General features: G+C 61.4%; 16 protein-coding genes. 10 read left to right on the top strand and 6 right to left on the bottom strand.

What is annotated here, in order from left to right; translation table 11 throughout:
• Window positions 1-197 precede the first annotated feature (197 nt).
• The 4 genes from K5R88_RS24585 (at window position 198) to K5R88_RS24570 (ending at window position 5,006) form a co-directional block, all read left to right on the top strand.
• Window positions 198-1,556: an 8-oxoguanine deaminase gene (locus K5R88_RS24585; RefSeq protein ID WP_223481881.1), complete on the top strand. Its 1,359-nt coding sequence runs from the start codon at window positions 198-200 to the stop codon at window positions 1,554-1,556.
• Between the two features lie 226 nt (window positions 1,557-1,782).
• Window positions 1,783-2,865, top strand: a complete 1,083-nt coding sequence (locus tag K5R88_RS24580; protein ID WP_226298528.1) for a BMP family ABC transporter substrate-binding protein — start codon at window positions 1,783-1,785, stop codon at window positions 2,863-2,865.
• A gap of 140 nt (window positions 2,866-3,005) precedes the next feature.
• Window positions 3,006-3,971, top strand: a complete 966-nt coding sequence (locus tag K5R88_RS24575) for an isopenicillin N synthase family dioxygenase (RefSeq protein WP_226298527.1) — start codon at window positions 3,006-3,008, stop codon at window positions 3,969-3,971.
• Window positions 3,972-4,052: 81 nt separating this feature from the next.
• Window positions 4,053-5,006 (top strand): adenosine deaminase, encoded by a 954-nt coding sequence (locus K5R88_RS24570; protein ID WP_008031333.1) that lies wholly within the window; start codon window positions 4,053-4,055, stop codon window positions 5,004-5,006.
• 125 nt (window positions 5,007-5,131) lie between these two features.
• Here K5R88_RS24570 and K5R88_RS24565 read toward each other — a convergent pair whose 3' ends face one another.
• Window positions 5,132-5,866, bottom strand: a complete 735-nt coding sequence (locus tag K5R88_RS24565; protein ID WP_008038764.1) for an ArsR/SmtB family transcription factor — start codon at window positions 5,864-5,866, stop codon at window positions 5,132-5,134.
• 316 nt (window positions 5,867-6,182) lie between these two features.
• Window positions 6,183-7,112: a LysR family transcriptional regulator gene (locus K5R88_RS24560; protein WP_008038763.1), complete on the bottom strand. Its 930-nt coding sequence runs from the start codon at window positions 7,110-7,112 to the stop codon at window positions 6,183-6,185.
• Between the two features lie 118 nt (window positions 7,113-7,230).
• On the opposite strand from K5R88_RS24560, the gene K5R88_RS24555 reads away from it, so the two are divergent.
• The 3 genes from K5R88_RS24555 (at window position 7,231) to K5R88_RS24545 (ending at window position 8,872) form a co-directional block, all read left to right on the top strand.
• Entirely contained in the window at window positions 7,231-7,524 is a 294-nt protein-coding gene (locus K5R88_RS24555) for a putative quinol monooxygenase (protein WP_008031327.1), read from the top strand.
• Between the two features lie 29 nt (window positions 7,525-7,553).
• A complete protein-coding gene (locus K5R88_RS24550) occupies window positions 7,554-8,567 on the top strand; it encodes a zinc-binding alcohol dehydrogenase family protein (protein ID WP_226298526.1) in 1,014 nt (337 codons plus the stop codon).
• Between the two features lie 134 nt (window positions 8,568-8,701).
• Complete coding sequence (locus tag K5R88_RS24545; protein ID WP_008038760.1) at window positions 8,702-8,872, top strand: hypothetical protein; 171 nt, start codon at window positions 8,702-8,704, stop codon at window positions 8,870-8,872.
• A gap of 8 nt (window positions 8,873-8,880) precedes the next feature.
• Here K5R88_RS24545 and K5R88_RS24540 read toward each other — a convergent pair whose 3' ends face one another.
• Window positions 8,881-10,077: a multidrug effflux MFS transporter gene (locus K5R88_RS24540; RefSeq protein ID WP_008031320.1), complete on the bottom strand. Its 1,197-nt coding sequence runs from the start codon at window positions 10,075-10,077 to the stop codon at window positions 8,881-8,883.
• A 235-nt stretch (window positions 10,078-10,312) separates the two neighbouring features.
• On the bottom strand, window positions 10,313-10,510 hold the full coding sequence (locus tag K5R88_RS24535; protein WP_008031318.1) for a cation transporter: 198 nt from the start codon (window positions 10,508-10,510) through the stop codon (window positions 10,313-10,315).
• Window positions 10,511-10,657: 147 nt separating this feature from the next.
• On the opposite strand from K5R88_RS24535, the gene K5R88_RS24530 reads away from it, so the two are divergent.
• The 3 genes from K5R88_RS24530 (at window position 10,658) to cueR (ending at window position 14,034) form a co-directional block, all read left to right on the top strand.
• Window positions 10,658-11,041 carry a hypothetical protein gene (locus K5R88_RS24530; protein WP_192226994.1) on the top strand — a complete coding sequence of 128 codons (384 nt, stop codon included), beginning with the start codon at window positions 10,658-10,660 and terminating at the stop codon, window positions 11,039-11,041.
• Between the two features lie 189 nt (window positions 11,042-11,230).
• On the top strand, window positions 11,231-13,624 hold the full coding sequence (locus K5R88_RS24525; RefSeq protein ID WP_226298525.1) for a heavy metal translocating P-type ATPase: 2,394 nt from the start codon (window positions 11,231-11,233) through the stop codon (window positions 13,622-13,624).
• On the top strand, window positions 13,621-14,034 hold the full coding sequence (gene cueR, locus K5R88_RS24520; protein WP_008031313.1) for a Cu(I)-responsive transcriptional regulator: 414 nt from the start codon (window positions 13,621-13,623) through the stop codon (window positions 14,032-14,034). The genes K5R88_RS24525 and cueR overlap by 4 nt, the downstream gene beginning before the upstream one ends.
• On the opposite strand, the gene K5R88_RS24515 is transcribed toward cueR, so the two are convergent.
• Window positions 13,988-15,238, bottom strand: a complete 1,251-nt coding sequence (locus tag K5R88_RS24515; RefSeq protein ID WP_226298524.1) for an MFS transporter — start codon at window positions 15,236-15,238, stop codon at window positions 13,988-13,990. The two genes, cueR and K5R88_RS24515, sit on opposite strands and share 47 nt — an antisense overlap.
• Before the next feature lie 159 nt (window positions 15,239-15,397).
• Window positions 15,398-16,291 (bottom strand): PA4780 family RIO1-like protein kinase, encoded by an 894-nt coding sequence (locus K5R88_RS24510; protein WP_226298523.1) that lies wholly within the window; start codon window positions 16,289-16,291, stop codon window positions 15,398-15,400.
• Between the last annotated feature and the right edge of the window lie 106 nt (window positions 16,292-16,397).

Raw genomic sequence — 16,397 nt, 5'->3', positions numbered from 1 at the left:
AGCTGACCCACCATCGCGAGCAGGCTCGCTCCCACAGGTACGCGTTCCACACGAGGTTCAGTCGTCCGGCCGGACTTGCCTGCAACTGGGTTTTGTTTGACACTGCGCACCTCGTCCTCGCGGCGACCCTGGATCAGCAGACAGGGTAATCACTGAGCTGGCTAACCTGAACCCAACTTTCAGAGGAGCCGGCCAACATGCCTGCGACCCGTACCTGGTTAAAAAATCCCCTCGCGATCTTCACTGCCAATGGCCTCGATGCCCGTGGCGGCCTGGTTGTGCAAGACGGCTTGATCGTCGAAGTGCTCGCCGCCGGCCAGCAACCGTCCGCCCCCTGTGGACAAGTATTCGATGCTCGCGAGCATGTGATCCTGCCGGGGCTGATCAACACCCATCACCACTTCTATCAAACCCTGACCCGCGCCTGGGCGCCGGTGGTCAATCAACCGTTGTTCCCTTGGCTGAAAACCCTGTACCCGGTCTGGGCACGCCTCACCCCTGAAAAACTCGCCCTTGCCACGAAAGTCGCGCTGGCCGAGTTGCTGCTGTCCGGCTGCACCACCGCAGCCGATCACCATTACCTGTTCCCGAAAGGCCTGGAAAACGCCATAGACGTGCAAGTCGAAAGCGTCCGCGACCTTGGCATGCGCGCCATGCTGACGCGCGGTTCCATGAGTCTGGGCGAGAAGGACGGCGGCCTGCCGCCGCAGCAGACCGTGCAGGAAGGCGAAGTGATCCTCGACGACAGTCAGCGCCTGATCGCCGAGTACCACGAGCGTGGTGATGGCGCGCAAATCCAGATCGCCCTGGCGCCGTGCTCACCGTTTTCGGTGACACCGGAGATCATGTCTGCCAGCGCCGAACTGGCAAACAAACTCGACGTGCGCCTGCACACGCACCTGGCGGAAACCCTCGACGAAGAAGACTTCTGCCTGCAACGCTTCGGCCTGCGCACCGTGGATTATCTGGACAGCGTCGGCTGGCTCGGCCCGCGCACGTGGCTGGCGCATGGCATCCACTTCAACCCGGATGAAATCGCCCGCCTCGGCGCGGCCGGCACTGGCATTTGCCATTGCCCGAGCTCGAACATGCGCCTCGCGTCCGGCATCTGCCCGACGCTGGAGCTGACCGCCGCCGGCGCGTTGCTGGGCCTCGGCGTGGATGGCTCGGCGTCCAACGATGCGTCGAACATGATGCTCGAAACCCGTCAGGCGCTGTACATCCAGCGGCTGCGTTATGGCGCCGAGAAGATCACGCCGGAATTGGTATTGGGGTGGGCGACCAAGGGTTCGGCGAGTTTGCTCGGGCGCACCGATATCGGTGAACTGGCGGTGGGCAAGCAGGCGGACCTGGCGTTGTTCAAGCTGGATGAGCTGCGGTTTTCCGGTAGCCATGACCCGGTTTCGGCATTGCTGTTGTGTGGGGCTGATCGGGCGGACCGGGTGATGGTGGGAGGCAAGTGGCGAGTGATCGACGGGCAGGTTGAGGGGCTGGATCTCAAAGGCTTGATCGCCGATCACAGCCAGGCGGCCCGGCAGTTGATCGCTGGCGTCTGATCGGACGTCTTAGCGCACCAGTGGATGGCAACCTTGCATGGCCATGCACTTTATTGGCCTTGTGGGCCTCTTCGCGGGCAAGCCTCGCTCCTACAAAAGCAACGCCGACCTGTAGGAGCGAGGCTCGCCCGCGAAGGCCATCGCACGGCTTCGGATATTTGTTGTCCTGTTGGTCAGTAATTTGCATTACCCCCTCCAACCTCAAAACAAAATGGAGTGGGAATTCATGCATAAACGTCCGTTGAAGAAGCTGCTGTGCGCCGTCGCTGCAACCCTCGGTCTGAGCGCCAGCCTGACCGTCAGCGCCGCTGACCCGCTGAAAGTCGGCTTCGTCTACATCGGCCCGATCGGTGATCATGGCTGGACGTATCAGCATGAACAGGGACGCAAGGCGCTGGCCGAAAAATTCGGCTCGCAGATCACCACCCAGTACGTGGAAAACGTCGCCGAAGGCGCCGACGCCGAGCGGGTGATCCGCAACATGGCCAAGGACAACTACGACCTGATCTTCACCACCTCCTTCGGCTACATGAACCCGACCCTGAAAGTCGCGAAACAGTTTCCCAAGGTGACCTTCGAACACGCCACCGGCTACAAGCAGGACAAGAACCTCGGCACCTACCTGGCGCGCACCTATGAAGGTCGCTACGTCGGCGGCTTCCTCGCGGCGAAAATGACCAAGACCAAAAAGATCGGCTACGTCGCCTCGTTCCCGATTCCGGAAGTGATCCGCGACATCAACGCCATTCAACTGGCCCTGAACAAATACAACCCCGGTACCGAGATCAAAGTGGTGTGGGTCAATTCCTGGTTCGACCCGGGCAAGGAAGCCGACGCCGCCAACGCGTTGATCGATCAAGGCGTGGATGTGGTGTTCCAGCACACCGACAGCCCGGCGCCGATCCAGGCCGCCGAGCGTCGCGGGGTGTATGCCGTGGGCTACGCTTCGGACATGGCGCACTTCGGGCCGAAAGCGGTGTTGACCTCGATCGTCAACGACTGGGCTCCGCACTACATTCAGGCGACCCAAAGCGTGATCGACCATGTGTGGAAGTCGCAGGATTACTGGGGCGGTTTGAAGGAAGGCACGGTTGAACTGCCGATCAGCGACCTGGTGCCGGCGCCGGTGAAAGCCGAGGCCGAACAGATCATCGCGGACATCAAGAGCGGTGCGTTGCATCCGTTTACCGGGCCGATCAAGGATCAGGCGGGCGTGGAGAAAATTGCGGCGGGCGCGACGGCGAGCAACGCGGAACTGGCCTCGATGAATTACTACGTTGAAGGCATGAAGGTCGAGATACCGAAGTAACCCTCAAGCCCGCCCCCCCCCCTGTAGGAGCCGGCTTGCCGGCGATGAGGCCATAAAATTCAACATCAATGTTGAACAGGACGCCGCCATCGCTGGCAAGCCAGCTCCTACAAAAGCTCATTCCATCTCAGGAACGCAGTATGAACAGCCTCCCCATCATCGACATCGCCCCGCTCTACAGCGATGACCAGACCGCCTGGCAATCCGTCGCCACACGCATCGACCGCGCCTGCCGCGAGTGGGGCTTTTTCTACATCAAGGGTCACCCGATCAGTGCCGCACGCATCGACGCCGTGCTTGATCACGCCCGACGCTTCTTCGCCCTGCCCGCCGCCGAAAAGCTCAGCATCGACATCACCCAGACCCGACACCATCGCGGCTATGGCGCCATCGCCACCGAACAGCTCGACCCGAGCAAGCCCAGTGACCTGAAAGAAACCTTCGACATGGGCCTGCACCTGCCGGCCGATCACCCGCAAGTGCTGGCAGAAAAACCGCTGCGCGGCCCCAACCGTCATCCCTCGATGCCCGGTTGGGAAGCGCTGATGGAGCAACACTACGTCGACATGCAGGCGCTGGCTCAAACCCTGTTGCGCGCGATGACGATGGCGCTGAACATCGACCGCGACTTCTTTGACACGCGCTTCCATGAACCGGTCAGCGTGCTGCGGATGATCCACTACCCGCCGCGCCACACCGCCAGCTCCGCAGATCAGCAAGGCGCCGGCGCCCACACCGATTACGGCTGCATCACCCTGCTGTATCAGGACGCGGCCGGTGGCCTGCAAGTGCGTAACGTGCAAGGCGACTGGATCGACGCGCCGCCCATCGAAGGCACTTTCGTGGTCAACCTCGGCGACATGATGGCGCGCTGGAGCAACGACCGTTATCTGTCGACGCCGCACCGGGTGATCAGCCCGCTGGGTGTGGACCGTTACTCGATGCCGTTCTTCGCCGAGCCGCACCCCGACACGCGCATTGAATGCCTGCCCGGTTGTCAGGATGCCCTTCACCCGGCGAAATACCCGGCCACCACCTGCGCCGAATTCCTGCTCTCACGCTTCGCCGACACCTATGCTTATCGGCGAGAGCAAGAGGCGGGGTAATGAACCTCTTGGTCAGGTTTTACCAATTGTTGCAGTCAGCACCTGTAGAATGCCGGCATTGCACCTGATGAGATTTCTACAATGTACGATTGGCTGAACGCCCTGCCCAAGGCAGAACTGCACTTGCACCTGGAGGGTTCGCTGGAGCCCGAGTTGCTGTTCGCCCTGGCCGAACGCAACAAGATCGCCCTGCCGTGGAGCGATGTCGAAACCCTGCGCAAGGCGTACGCCTTCAACAACCTGCAAGAGTTTCTCGACCTGTATTACCAGGGCGCCGACGTGCTGCGCACTTCGCAGGATTTCTACGACCTGACCTGGGCGTACCTGTTGCGTTGCAAGGCGCAGAACGTGATTCACACCGAACCGTTCTTCGACCCGCAGACCCACACCGACCGTGGCATCCCGTTCGAAGTGGTGCTCAACGGCATCGCCGCCGCACTGAAGGATGGCGAGCAGCAACTGGGCATCACCAGCGGTTTGATCCTGAGCTTCCTGCGTCACTTGAGCGAAGAACAAGCGCAGAAAACCCTCGATCAGGCGCTGCCGTTCCGCGATGCGTTTGTGGCCGTCGGCCTGGACAGTTCGGAAATGGGTCACCCGCCGAGCAAGTTCCAGCGCGTGTTTGATCGCGCCCGCCACGAAGGCTTCCTGACCGTCGCCCACGCCGGTGAAGAAGGCCCGCCCGAGTACATCTGGGAAGCCCTCGACCTGTTGAAAATCCAGCGCATCGACCATGGCGTGCGCGCCATCGAAGACGAGCGCCTGATGCAGCGGATCATCGACGAGCAGATCCCGTTGACCGTGTGTCCGTTGTCGAACACCAAGCTCTGCGTGTTCGATCACATGTCCCAGCACAACATTCTCGACATGCTTGAGCGCGGCGTGAAAGTCACGGTGAATTCGGACGACCCGGCGTACTTCGGCGGGTATGTGACCGAGAACTTCCATGCGCTGTACACCGATCTGGGCATGACCCAGGATCAGGCCAAACGCCTGGCGCAAAACAGCCTGGATGCGCGGTTGGTCAAACCCTAAGCCACACCGAAAAACCCTGTAGGAGCTGGCTTGCCAGCGATGACGGACTCACATTCAGCATTGATGTTGAATGTGAAGGCCTCATCGCTGGCAAGCCAGCTCCTACAGGGTCCACGTTTCGTCGACTACAACGCCATTTCCAGCTCGGTTTCCTTGGCGAAGCGATGGATTTCACGCTGCCCCGTCGCGGTGACGTGCAAGGCTCGCGAATCGTTCGGCAAACTCAGCCAGCCGGACTGCATGAACAATTGCAGCAACGCCGCGCCGAGTGAACCGCCCATGTGCGGACGTCTTTCGCTCCAGTCGGGGCAAGCGCAAGCGGCTCGACGGGTGCTGTGCGCCAGCGCCTGGACGTACACACCGCGCTTGGCCAATTGCGTGGCGCCCTTGTGGGTGATCGACACCCGCTGCTCGAACTGTTCGATCCAGCCCGTATCCAGCAAACGCTGGTAAAGATCGGCGGCCAAAGTGCCCCCCAAATGATCGTCGCAGAGTCGTGCGCGCAACAGCGACGAAGGTGCCGCCTGAGGTTTGGAGAGAGGTGCGGCGCGTTTGAAAACGTCCGGCATGCCCCGGGGCGTACTGGCAATCGTCGCACTGGCCAGTGCTTCTATCGCAGCGCCGACTTCGGGCGCGGCCAGGCGGAAAAACCGCTTGCGGCCACGGGTTTCGACTTTCAACAGACCTCCGGCGGACAAACGCCCCAGGTGTGCACTGGCCGAAGACGGTGACAGGCCGGCCAGCAAGGCCAACTCTTCGGTTTGTCGCGCAGAGCCGTCCATCAAGGCCCACATCATTGCGCTGCGCTTTGGGTCAGCCAGCAACGTGGCGATCTGGCTGATGCAAGGTGCATGTTCCATGTATTCACTCCCTGTTGAATCGTTTCGTCTACTGCTCAGAGACATCTTGACCAGTAATGTGTCGTCGGCCAAGACGCGGAAACCGCGACAACCCGGGCAAAGCCACCCACTCACACAAGCCATTGCCTTGAGGGTTTTGCAAAGGCTCGTCGATCGACTGCGGGCCTGGCCGACTCGAACGCGGACTCGCCAAGGCGAGATCGACCGTGCGTACCTGAGGCGAGCGCTAGTATATGCGTGTTAACCGTCGGTTCCTGCCCTCTGAAAACCCTTGGTGGTGATAGTTCCTGAGTGAAATTTCGCTTTTTACCTGCGACTAATGATCGGTGACCGCCAATACCGGAAATTGACTACTTAAACCGGCGCATCGGCTGGCGAGCATTTCCCGCAAAAGGTTCACCGGCTTACTCAATTGTGCGCGATGGGCGCACAGCAAATTCAGCGGTGCGCGCTCACAGATCAGCTCCGGCATCAGCACTTTCAAGCGACCGGCCAACACATCGGCGGCAACATCCAGCCAGGATTTGTAGGCGATCCCGGCGCCCGCCACGGCCCACAGGCGCACCACATCGGCATCATCACTGAAACGGTCACCGCTGACGGTCAGGCTGACTTCGCGTTTGCCATCGTGAAAACTCCAGTGATCGTGAACCCGGCTGCCAAGCATGAACAGCAGGCAATTGTGCTGCGCCAGTTGCTCCAGTTGCCGCGGCTCGCCGTGTCGGGCCAGATAGCTCGGCGCGGCACACAGCACGCGGCGGTTGTTCGGTGCGATGGGCAGCGCCACCAGGCTTGAGTCTTCCGGCTCGCCGTAGCGCAGAGCGATGTCCACCGGCTGGCGGAACAGGTCGGCGATGCGGTCGCCCAGCAGCAGGCGCACCGTGAGCTTCGGATGCTCGCGCTGGAACTCGTCCAGCCACGGCAGCAACAGGTTGCGACCGAAATCCGACGGTGCCGACAGCTGCAACACTCCGCTGACCTGGTCCTGACCGCTGGCCAGCAAGCGGCGACCCTCATCGAGGTTGCTCAGGGCCGCCCGGGCGTATTCGAGAAACCCCTCGCCCTCGGCGGTCAGGCGCAGGCTGCGGGTGGAGCGGGCGAGCAACCGCGCACCGAGTTGCTGTTCGATGCGCTTCAACGCCGCACTGGCCACCGCCGCCGACATGTCCATCCCTCGCGCCGCCGCCGACAGACTGCCCAGGTCCGCCGCCCGGACAAACAACTGCAAGTCATCGAAACGCAACATTTCCAGCCTCGATTATCAAAAAAATATTGAAAGAGACTGCTCTTTTAGCGGGTTTTATCTTGCAGAGAAATAGCCAATCATCTGCCCCATCGAAATCACCCCGTTATCGGAGTCGAACATGTCCCAGCCGTTTACCGCCATCGCCACCCTGATCGCCAAAGCCGGTCAGCAAGACGCACTCGAACAGCACCTGCGTGCACTGCTGGAACCGACCCGTGCCGAAGCCGGTTGCAGTCAATACGACCTGCATCAGGACCTGGCCAATCCGCAGGCCTTCTACATGATCGAGCAGTGGAGCAGCGACGAAGCGCTGCAAGCCCATGACGCCAGTGCACACATCCAGCATTTTCGTGCCACGGCCGGCGACCTGATCGAGCACTTCGATCTCAAACGCCTGCGCGTCGTGGCCTGATTCTCTTAAATACTTTTGCGGAGCCCCTCATGAAAGCCATTGCCTACTACGCCTCGTTGCCGATCAGCGACGCCAACTCCCTGCAAGACATCGAACTGCCAGCGCCGGTTGCCGGCCCGCGCGACCTGTTGGTGGAAGTCAAAGCCATCTCGGTCAACCCGGTGGACACCAAAGTCCGCCAGAACGTGCAGCCTGAAGGTGGCGCGGCCAAAGTGCTGGGCTGGGACGTGGCCGGTGTGGTCAAGTCGGTCGGCAGTGAAGTGACGTTGTTCAAGGCCGGCGACAAGGTGTTCTACGCTGGCTCCATCGCCCGCGCCGGCGGGAATAGCGAGCTGCACGTGGTGGACGAGCGGATCGTCGGCCACATGCCGAAAACCCTCGGTTTCGCCGAAGCCGCCGCGCTGCCGTTGACCGCGATCACCGCGTGGGAGTTGTTGTTCGAACGCCTGCAAGTGCGCGAAGGCAACACCGATGAAGGCCAGAGTTTGCTGATCGTCGGTGCGGCCGGCGGTGTCGGTTCAATCCTTACGCAACTGGCCAGCCAGCTCACCGGGCTGAAGGTCATCGGCACCGCGTCCCGTGCGCAAACCCAAAGTTGGGTGCGTGAGCTGGGCGCCGATCTGGTGATCGATCACAGCCAACCGCTGAGCGAAGAGCTCAAACGTGCAGGCGTAAACTCGGTGACCCACGTCGCCAGCCTGACCCAGACCGATCAGCATCTGGATCAATTGGTCGAGGCGTTGGCGCCGCAGGGCAAACTGGCGCTGATCGATGACCCGAAGGCGCTGGACGTGACCAAGCTCAAGCGCAAGAGCCTGTCGCTGCATTGGGAGTTCATGTACACCCGCTCGCTGTTCGAAACCGCGGACATGATCGAGCAACACAAACTGCTCAACCGCGTGGCAGCGCTGATCGATGCCGGGACGTTGAAAACCACGGTGGGCGAGCACTTCGGAACGATCAACGCGGCGAATTTGCGACGTGCGCATGAGCTGCTGGAGAGCGGCAAATCCAAGGGCAAGATTGTCCTCGAAGGCTTCTGAAACAGATTGATACAAGTGTCGTCCGAATGGACGACACCGTCAGTCCGAAGGTTGACCGCTGTCATCATTGTGGTCGTATTCGGGTCTACAATCGTGTCCTCTGCGATGCAATCTTTTAACCGAGGAGGTCAGCAATGAAGATCCTGATAAAAGAATTGGCAAAATCCCAGTGGCAGGTCCGCCTGGACCAACACGCGGTGACGTTCCGTAGCGAAGCCGAAGCGCGCGAGTTCACCCGAACCCTCGAAGCACGATTGCACGCCCCTCATCAGATTCCCGTCCAGCAGCAACGCGCTGCCGGCTGAGACCTTCCTCACACCTGGGCTTTCACCAATGCCCGGGCATTTTGCAGACGCCGGGTGAGCATCGCTATGCTCACCACCAGAACTCCGCACAGGCTGATGACCATGGCCATCGGCATGGCGCTGCCGTCGTACAAAATACCCACGAGCGACGCGGCTCCGGCGGCGACGCTGAATTGCAGGCAACCGAGCATTGCCGACGCACTGCCGGCGCGCGCGCCCTGCCCGTTCATGGCGCAAGCCGAGGCGTTGGGCAGGATGCAACCGAGGCTGGCGATGCAGATAAACAGCGGAATCAGCAGCGGCCACAATTGCTCGGTGTGCAGCGAACTGACCGCGAGCAGCGTCAGGCCCGCCGCGAGGTAGATCCATACGGTGCGCGCCAGCAGGAACGCCGGGCCACGCTTGGCCAGCAACCGCGCGTTGACCTGTGCCACCAGAATGAACCCCGCCGCATTGGTGCCGAACAACCAGCCGAAGTGCTCGGCCGGTACGCCGTAGAGTTTGATAAAGACGAACGGCGAACCGGCGATGTAGGCAAACATCCCGGCGATGGCGATGCCACCGGTCAGGGCGTGACCGAGGTACACCGGGTCCGACAACAGCCGACCGTACTGACGTAGCGCTCCCGACAAGGGCTGACGTGGCATATTCGCCGGCATGCTTTCCGGCAAGCCGAGCGCCACGGCCAGCCCGGCCAATGCACTGAAACCGGTCAGCACCAGGAAGATCGACTGCCAGCCCGTGGTGTTGACCAGCAACCCGCCAAGCATCGGCGCGAGAATCGGTGCCAGGCCCATGACCAGCATCAGTTGTGAAAAGACTTTCGCCGAGCCCACCGCATCGCATTTGTCACTGACGATCGCCCTTGAAATCACCATCCCCGCACAACCGCCCAGCGCCTGGACGAACCGCGCACCGAGCAGCCATTCCAGGTTCGGCGCATAGGCGCACGCCAGGGACGCGACGGTGAACAGACCGACACCCGTCAGCAACGGAATGCGCCGACCAAAACGATCCGCCACCGGGCCGTACATCAGCTGACCGATGGACAATCCGAGGAAATACGCCGCCAGCGTCAGTTGAACGTGCTGTTCATCGGTGCCGAACGCCAGCGCCATGGCCGGAAATGCCGGCAGATAGAAATCGATTGCCAGCGGGCCAAAAGCGCTAAGTGCGCCAAGAATCAAAATGGTACGGAAGTTCATCGGGTATCCAGTGGGACGGAGGTCGGCGGGCACACAGTCTAGCCGCGCATCGACGCCTTGAACATTCCGATAGCTCGCTAACTATTAAAAACCCCGGAAAAACGCCGGCCCCTGTAGGAGCAGAGCTTGCTCCGGGCGGCGTTCCGACGAATGCGGTGGGTCAGCCACGTCAATGCCGTCTGACAAACCGCATTCGCGAGCAAGCTTCGCTCCTACAGTGGTTTTGCGTTTGGCCTTAAGCGACTTTCACTTCGTAGCCTTCCTCGCTGATCGCGGCGATTACTTGATCCGCGGTCAACGCACTTTCGACGCCGACTTCCTTTGCCGCCAGATCGACCCGCACGCTGGCCGCAGGATCCTTGGCTTGCAGCGCTTGAGTGATGGCTTTGACGCAGTGACCGCAGGACATGCCTTGAACGTTGAACACTTGCATGGAATGACTCCTTTAGTGAGATTGCGAACAGTCTCGAGCTTGCCACCATGGCAAGGTCAAGTTCTGAAGTGAGCTGCCGGGCTGGCAATCGGCGTCGCGCTCGGCCAAGCTGCGTGCATCTATGACTCGATCTCAGGAGATTCAGCCATGCGCTGGTCAGCTCTCAGCCTGTTTGGCTTCCTCAGCCTTTTCGCCGCCGTGCCCTCGGTCAATGCTGCCGGGGAGGATTACGGCGTGTTGATCATTTCCCGCGAGCGCCTGGAAGTGTCGACCAACTGCGAAATCGGCGTGTACATCCAGGATCAACTGTCGGCGCGGCTGTTTCAGGAACAAAGCACCTCCTTCAACCTGCCGCCAGGCAACGTTTCGCTGCGCCTGAAATTGCTGCCGGGCCAGGCGCCGGGCTGCAACCCAGGCATGCTGGCGCCGGGCTCGCAGAACATCAGCCTCAAGGCCGGGGATGTGCTGAAGTTTCGGATTGCGATGACGCAGGAAGGGATGTACCTCAAGGCGACAGCCCTCGACTACTGATCCACCACGATCCTGTAGGAGCGAGGCTTGCCCGCGAAGGCGGTATTTCAGACACATCCTTGTCGACTGATACGACGCCTTCGCGGGCAAGCCTCGCTCCTACAAATATCACCACGCCAATCTTTGCGCTTGACCTTGCCCGCATGGCAAGGTTGATCCTGTAGGCATCTACTACAGGGAGTGCGACCGATGTCCGAATCCACCACGTTTGATCTGCCGATTGCCGGCATGACCTGTGCCAGTTGCGCCGGGCGTGTCGAGCGTGCCTTGAGCAAAGTCATCGGCGCCACGGCGGTCAGCGTTAACCTGGCCACCGAGCAGGCGCGGGTTCAAGCGCCCAGCGACAGCCTGCCGGCGTTGATGGACGCAGTGCAGCAGGCTGGTTACAGCGTGCCGCAGCAGAGTCTGGAATTGAGCATCGACGGCATGACCTGCGCGTCCTGCGTCGGTCGGGTCGAACGGGCGCTGGCCAAAGTGCCCGGCGTCAAAAGCGTCAGCGTCAACCTGGCCAACGAACGCGCCCACCTCGAACTGCTCGGGCAGATCGATCCGCAAACCCTGATCGCTACCGTGACCAAGGCGGGTTACAACGCCAGCGTCTGGGAAGTCGAACACCCGTCAACCGACACGCAACAAAAGCGCCTGCACCGCGAACGCTGGGTGTTGATCATGGCCATTGCCCTCGCCTTGCCGCTGGTATTGCCGATGCTGCTGCAACCGTTCGGCGTGCACTGGATGCTCCCGGCGTGGGTGCAGTTCGCCCTGGCCACACCGGTGCAATTCATCTTCGGCGCACGCTTTTATGTGGCGGCATGGAAAGCCGTACGCGCCGGTGCCGGCAACATGGACCTGCTGGTCGCCCTCGGCACCAGCGCCGGTTATGGCTTGAGCCTCTACGAATGGGCCACCGCCGCCGGACGCATGCCGCACCTGTATTTCGAAGCCTCTGCCGTCGTGATTGCGCTGGTGCTGCTGGGCAAATACCTCGAAAGCCGCGCCAAACGCCAGACCGCCAGTGCCATTCGCGCCCTCGAAGCCTTGCGCCCGGAGCGGGCGATTCAAGTCATCGACGGTCGCGAGCAGGACGTGGCGATCAGCGCCTTGCGCCTGAATGATCTGGTGCTGGTCAAACCCGGCGAACGTTTCCCGGTGGACGGCGAAGTGGTCGAAGGCCAGAGCCATGCCGACGAAGCTCTGATCAGCGGCGAAAGCCTGCCGGTGCCAAAACAACCCGGCGACAAAGTCACCGGCGGCGCCATCAACGGTGAAGGTCGCCTGTTGGTTCGCACCCAGGCGCTGGGTGCGGAAACCGTACTGGCGCGGATCATCCGCCTGGTCGAAGACGCGCAAGCGGCGAAAGCACCGATCCAGAAACTGGTGGATAAAGTCAGCCAGGTGTTTGTGCCGACGGTGCTGCTGATCGCACTGGCGACCTTGATCGGTTGGTGGCTATACGGCGCACCGATGGAAACCGCGCTGATCAACGCCGTCGCGGTATTGGTGATCGCCTGCCCTTGCGCCCTCGGGTTGGCCACGCCAACGGCGATCATGGCCGGCACCGGTGTGGCGGCGCGTCACGGGATTCTGATCAAGGACGCCGAAGCACTGGAACGTGCCCATGAAGTCAGCGCGGTGGTGTTCGACAAGACCGGCACGCTGACCTCGGGCGCACCGCGTATCGCCCATTTGAGCGCCATCGACGGTGACGAAGCCGCCCTGCTGCAAATGGCCGGCGCGCTGCAACGCGGCAGTGAGCATCCATTGGCCAAGGCGGTTCTGGATGCGTGCGCCGAACGCGGTTTGACCGTGGCCGATGTCAGCGACAGCCAGTCCCTGACCGGGCGCGGCATTGCCGGCAACCTCGAAGGTCGGCGCCTGGCGCTGGGCAATCGTCGCCTGCTGGAAGAAAACGGGTTGAGCGCGGGCCCATTGGCCGACGCTGCTACCGCATGGGAAACCGAAGGCCGGACCCTGTCCTGGTTGATCGAGCAAAAACCCACGCCGACCGTGCTGGGGCTGTTCGCCTTCGGTGACACCCTCAAATCAGGCGCGCTGCAAGCGGTGCAACAACTCAGCGCCCGCCACATCAGCAGCCACTTGCTGACCGGCGACAATCGCGGCAGCGCCAAAGTGGTCGCCGAGGCATTGGGCATCACCGACGTGCACGCCGAAGTACTGCCGGCCGACAAAGCCGCCACTGTCGCGGAACTGAAAAAGACCGGCGTGGTAGCGATGGTCGGTGACGGCATCAACGACGCCCCGGCCCTGGCCGCCGCCGACATCGGCATTGCCATGGGTGGCGGCACCGACGTCGCCATGCACGCGGCGGGCATCACCCTGATGCGCGGCGATCCTCGACTGGTGCCGGCAGCGCTGGAGATCAGCCGCAAGACCTACGCGAAGATTCGTCAGAACCTGTTCTGGGCCTTCGTTTATAACCTGATCGGCATTCCGCTGGCCGCATTCGGTTTTCTCAACCCGGTGCTGGCCGGCGCGGCGATGGCGTTGTCGAGCGTCAGCGTGGTGAGCAATGCGTTACTGTTGAAAACCTGGAAACCCAAGGATCTGGAGGACAACCGATGAACATCGGCCAAGCAGCCCGCCAAAGTGGCCTGAGCGCGAAGATGATCCGTTATTACGAGTCCATCGGCTTGCTCAAGGCGGCTCATCGCACCGACAGCGGTTACCGGGTTTACGGCGCCGACGACTTGCACACGCTGGCCTTTATCAAGCGTTCGCGTGATTTGGGGTTTTCCCTGGAAGAGGTCGGCAAACTGCTGACCCTCTGGCAGGACCGCCAACGCGCCAGCGCCGATGTGAAAGCGCTGGCTCGTCAGCACATTGACGAGCTGAACCAGAAAATCCTCGAACTCGGTCAGTTGCGCGACACGTTGCAGGACCTGGTCGAGCACTGCCAGGGCGATCACCGCCCGGACTGCCCGATCCTCAAAAATCTTGAGTCGGGTTGCTGCGCCGTACCCGCTCACCCCTGATCGCGAGCACCTTCACCATCAACAAGGTGGTGAGGGGAATGCCGTGGAACAACAGCACCACCGCGCCGGGCGTCCACCATGAATAGAACGGCGCGGCGACCAGCATGCCAATGCCGAACCCGGTCATTTGCAGCAACGTCAGAAAGCTGAAAATCGGCAGGCGCAGGTTGTCCGGTTCACGTTGCAGACGCGACATCAGGCCGACTTCCGAGAAGCCGTCACCCAGCCCCGCCGGCAGTGAGAACAGCAACAAACCGTAGAGCGTTTGCTGCTGGAACATCAGGATGAAGCCGCAGGACATCAGCAACACGCCGAAGAAAAACCGTCGCTCCAGGTTCACGTTGTCCGAGCCTTTCAGGCGACTGGCAATCCGTGCGCCGATCAATTTTCCACTGGCCCAGACCGCCAGCATCAGGCCCAACGTGGTGCTGGCCGATTCGGGTGTCAGCAGTTTTGAAATGATCGGCAAACCCACGTTGTGTGCAGCGCTGCCCAGAGTGTCGGCCATGGTGACCGCGAGCATCGCGGCCACCACCGGTGTGGTGCGCAGCCCTTGGCGCAGCGCTGACCATTCGCTTCGTTCATGATCGGGCCCGGCACTGGGAGACGGTCCGGCAAACCGCAGCGGCAGGATGAACAACGCAGCCAGCAGGTAAGTGACCACGTTCAGCTCAAAGACCGCTTCAAAGCCGAACGCCGCCACCAACAACCCCGCAACCAGACTTCCGCCGACCATCGCCGCTGACGATGCGCTGGTGATCCAGGCGTTGGTCTTGAGCAACTGCTCACCATCGATCAAGTGCGGCAACTGGCTGTTGAGGCCGATGGCGAACATTGAATTGCCCAAGCCCAGGCCAAAAGCGATCACCGGCAGCAAAAGCGCTTGCTGGCTGACTGGCAACACCAGCAGCAGGCCCAGCAATCCAGCGCGCAGCAGGTCGAACGCGATCAACGGCAGGCGCCCGGCCCAGCGGCGGTAAAAACTCGTGCCGATCAGGCTGGCGAAAATCCCTCCGCCCACGCGACTGGCGAGGAAGATACCGACGCTCATGGCGCTGTTGCTGAGCAGGTAGACGTAGGTGGCCAGGGCGACCATGTTGAGGAACGCACCGAAGTCCGAGACCAGACGGGCGGCAATGATCAGTCGGGCGTTGCGGATGGAGGTGTTCACATTCAGTCCTTGAGTGTGGTGGGTATGACACATTTGGGTTGCCTGGGTTGACGTCTTCGCGGGCAAGCCTCGCTCCTACAAGGACAGCGTTGAACCTGTAGGAGCGAGGCTTGCCCGCGAACCAAACGACGCGGTCCCGAGTCTTCATCCCGAACAAAAAACCCGGCCGAAGCCGGGTTTTTCGTCAACCGATCACTGCATCCACGGTGGAGGCGGTTCTTCGGTTTTGCTCGGTGGCGCATCGTCTGCTGCGCGTATCGCTTGTTTGCGTTCTTCATCCAGGCGTGCCGCCTCGATTTCGCGCATGATCCCGCCGACGTCAGGCAACTCTTCCGGTTCGTCGAACTCGCCGGTCAAGACACTGGCCGGGTGCAAGGTGCCGGCTTCGTACAGGGCCCACATTTCCTTGGCGTATTTGGTCTTTTTCAACTCCGGGGCAAACCGCCCGAAGTAGGACGCCATGTTGCCCACGTCGCGCTCCAGCATGCTGAACGCGTGGTTGTTGCCCGCCGCGTCGACCGCTTGCGGCAAGTCGATGATGACCGGGCCGGTCGGCGTCAACAGTACGTTGAACTCGGACAGGTCACCGTGCACCAGGCCGGTACACAACATCAGCACGATCTGCGAGATCAGGAACGCGTGATATTCGCGCGCCTGGTCCGGCTCCAGCACCACGTCGTTCAGACGCGGGGCGGCATCGCCGTACTCGTCGGCCACCAGTTCCATCAGCAGCACACCTTCAAGGAAGTCGTAAGGCTGAGGAACCCGCACACCCGCACCGGCCAGACGAAACAGCGCCGCCACTTCGGCGTTCTGCCAGGCGTCTTCGGTTTCTTTCTTGCCGAACTTGGAGCCCTTGGCCATCGCCCGAGCCTGACGGCTGTTGCGTACCTTGCGACCTTCCTGGTACTCGGACGCCTGGCGGAAACTGCGTTTATTCGCCTCCTTGTAGACCTTCGCGCAACGCAACTCGTTGCCGCAGCGCACCACATAAACAGCTGCTTCTTTACCACTCATGAGTGGGCGCAGCACCTCGTCGACCAGACCGTCCTCGATCAGGGGTTCAATGCGTTTTGGAGTCTTCATCAGCTTTTATTGTGGGTCCTTTATTACCAAACACGCGAAAGTCATTCGTTATACGGCAATCCACTCATTCGGGGGAGGGGTTACCGACCTATGAACGTTGCGGATG

It is taken from the genome of Pseudomonas sp. MM213 (assembly GCF_020423045.1).
Classification (GTDB): Bacteria; Pseudomonadota; Gammaproteobacteria; order Pseudomonadales; family Pseudomonadaceae; genus Aquipseudomonas; species Aquipseudomonas migulae.
Note: the sequence above shows the minus strand (reverse complement) of the source record. Positions and strands in the feature narration are given on the sequence as shown.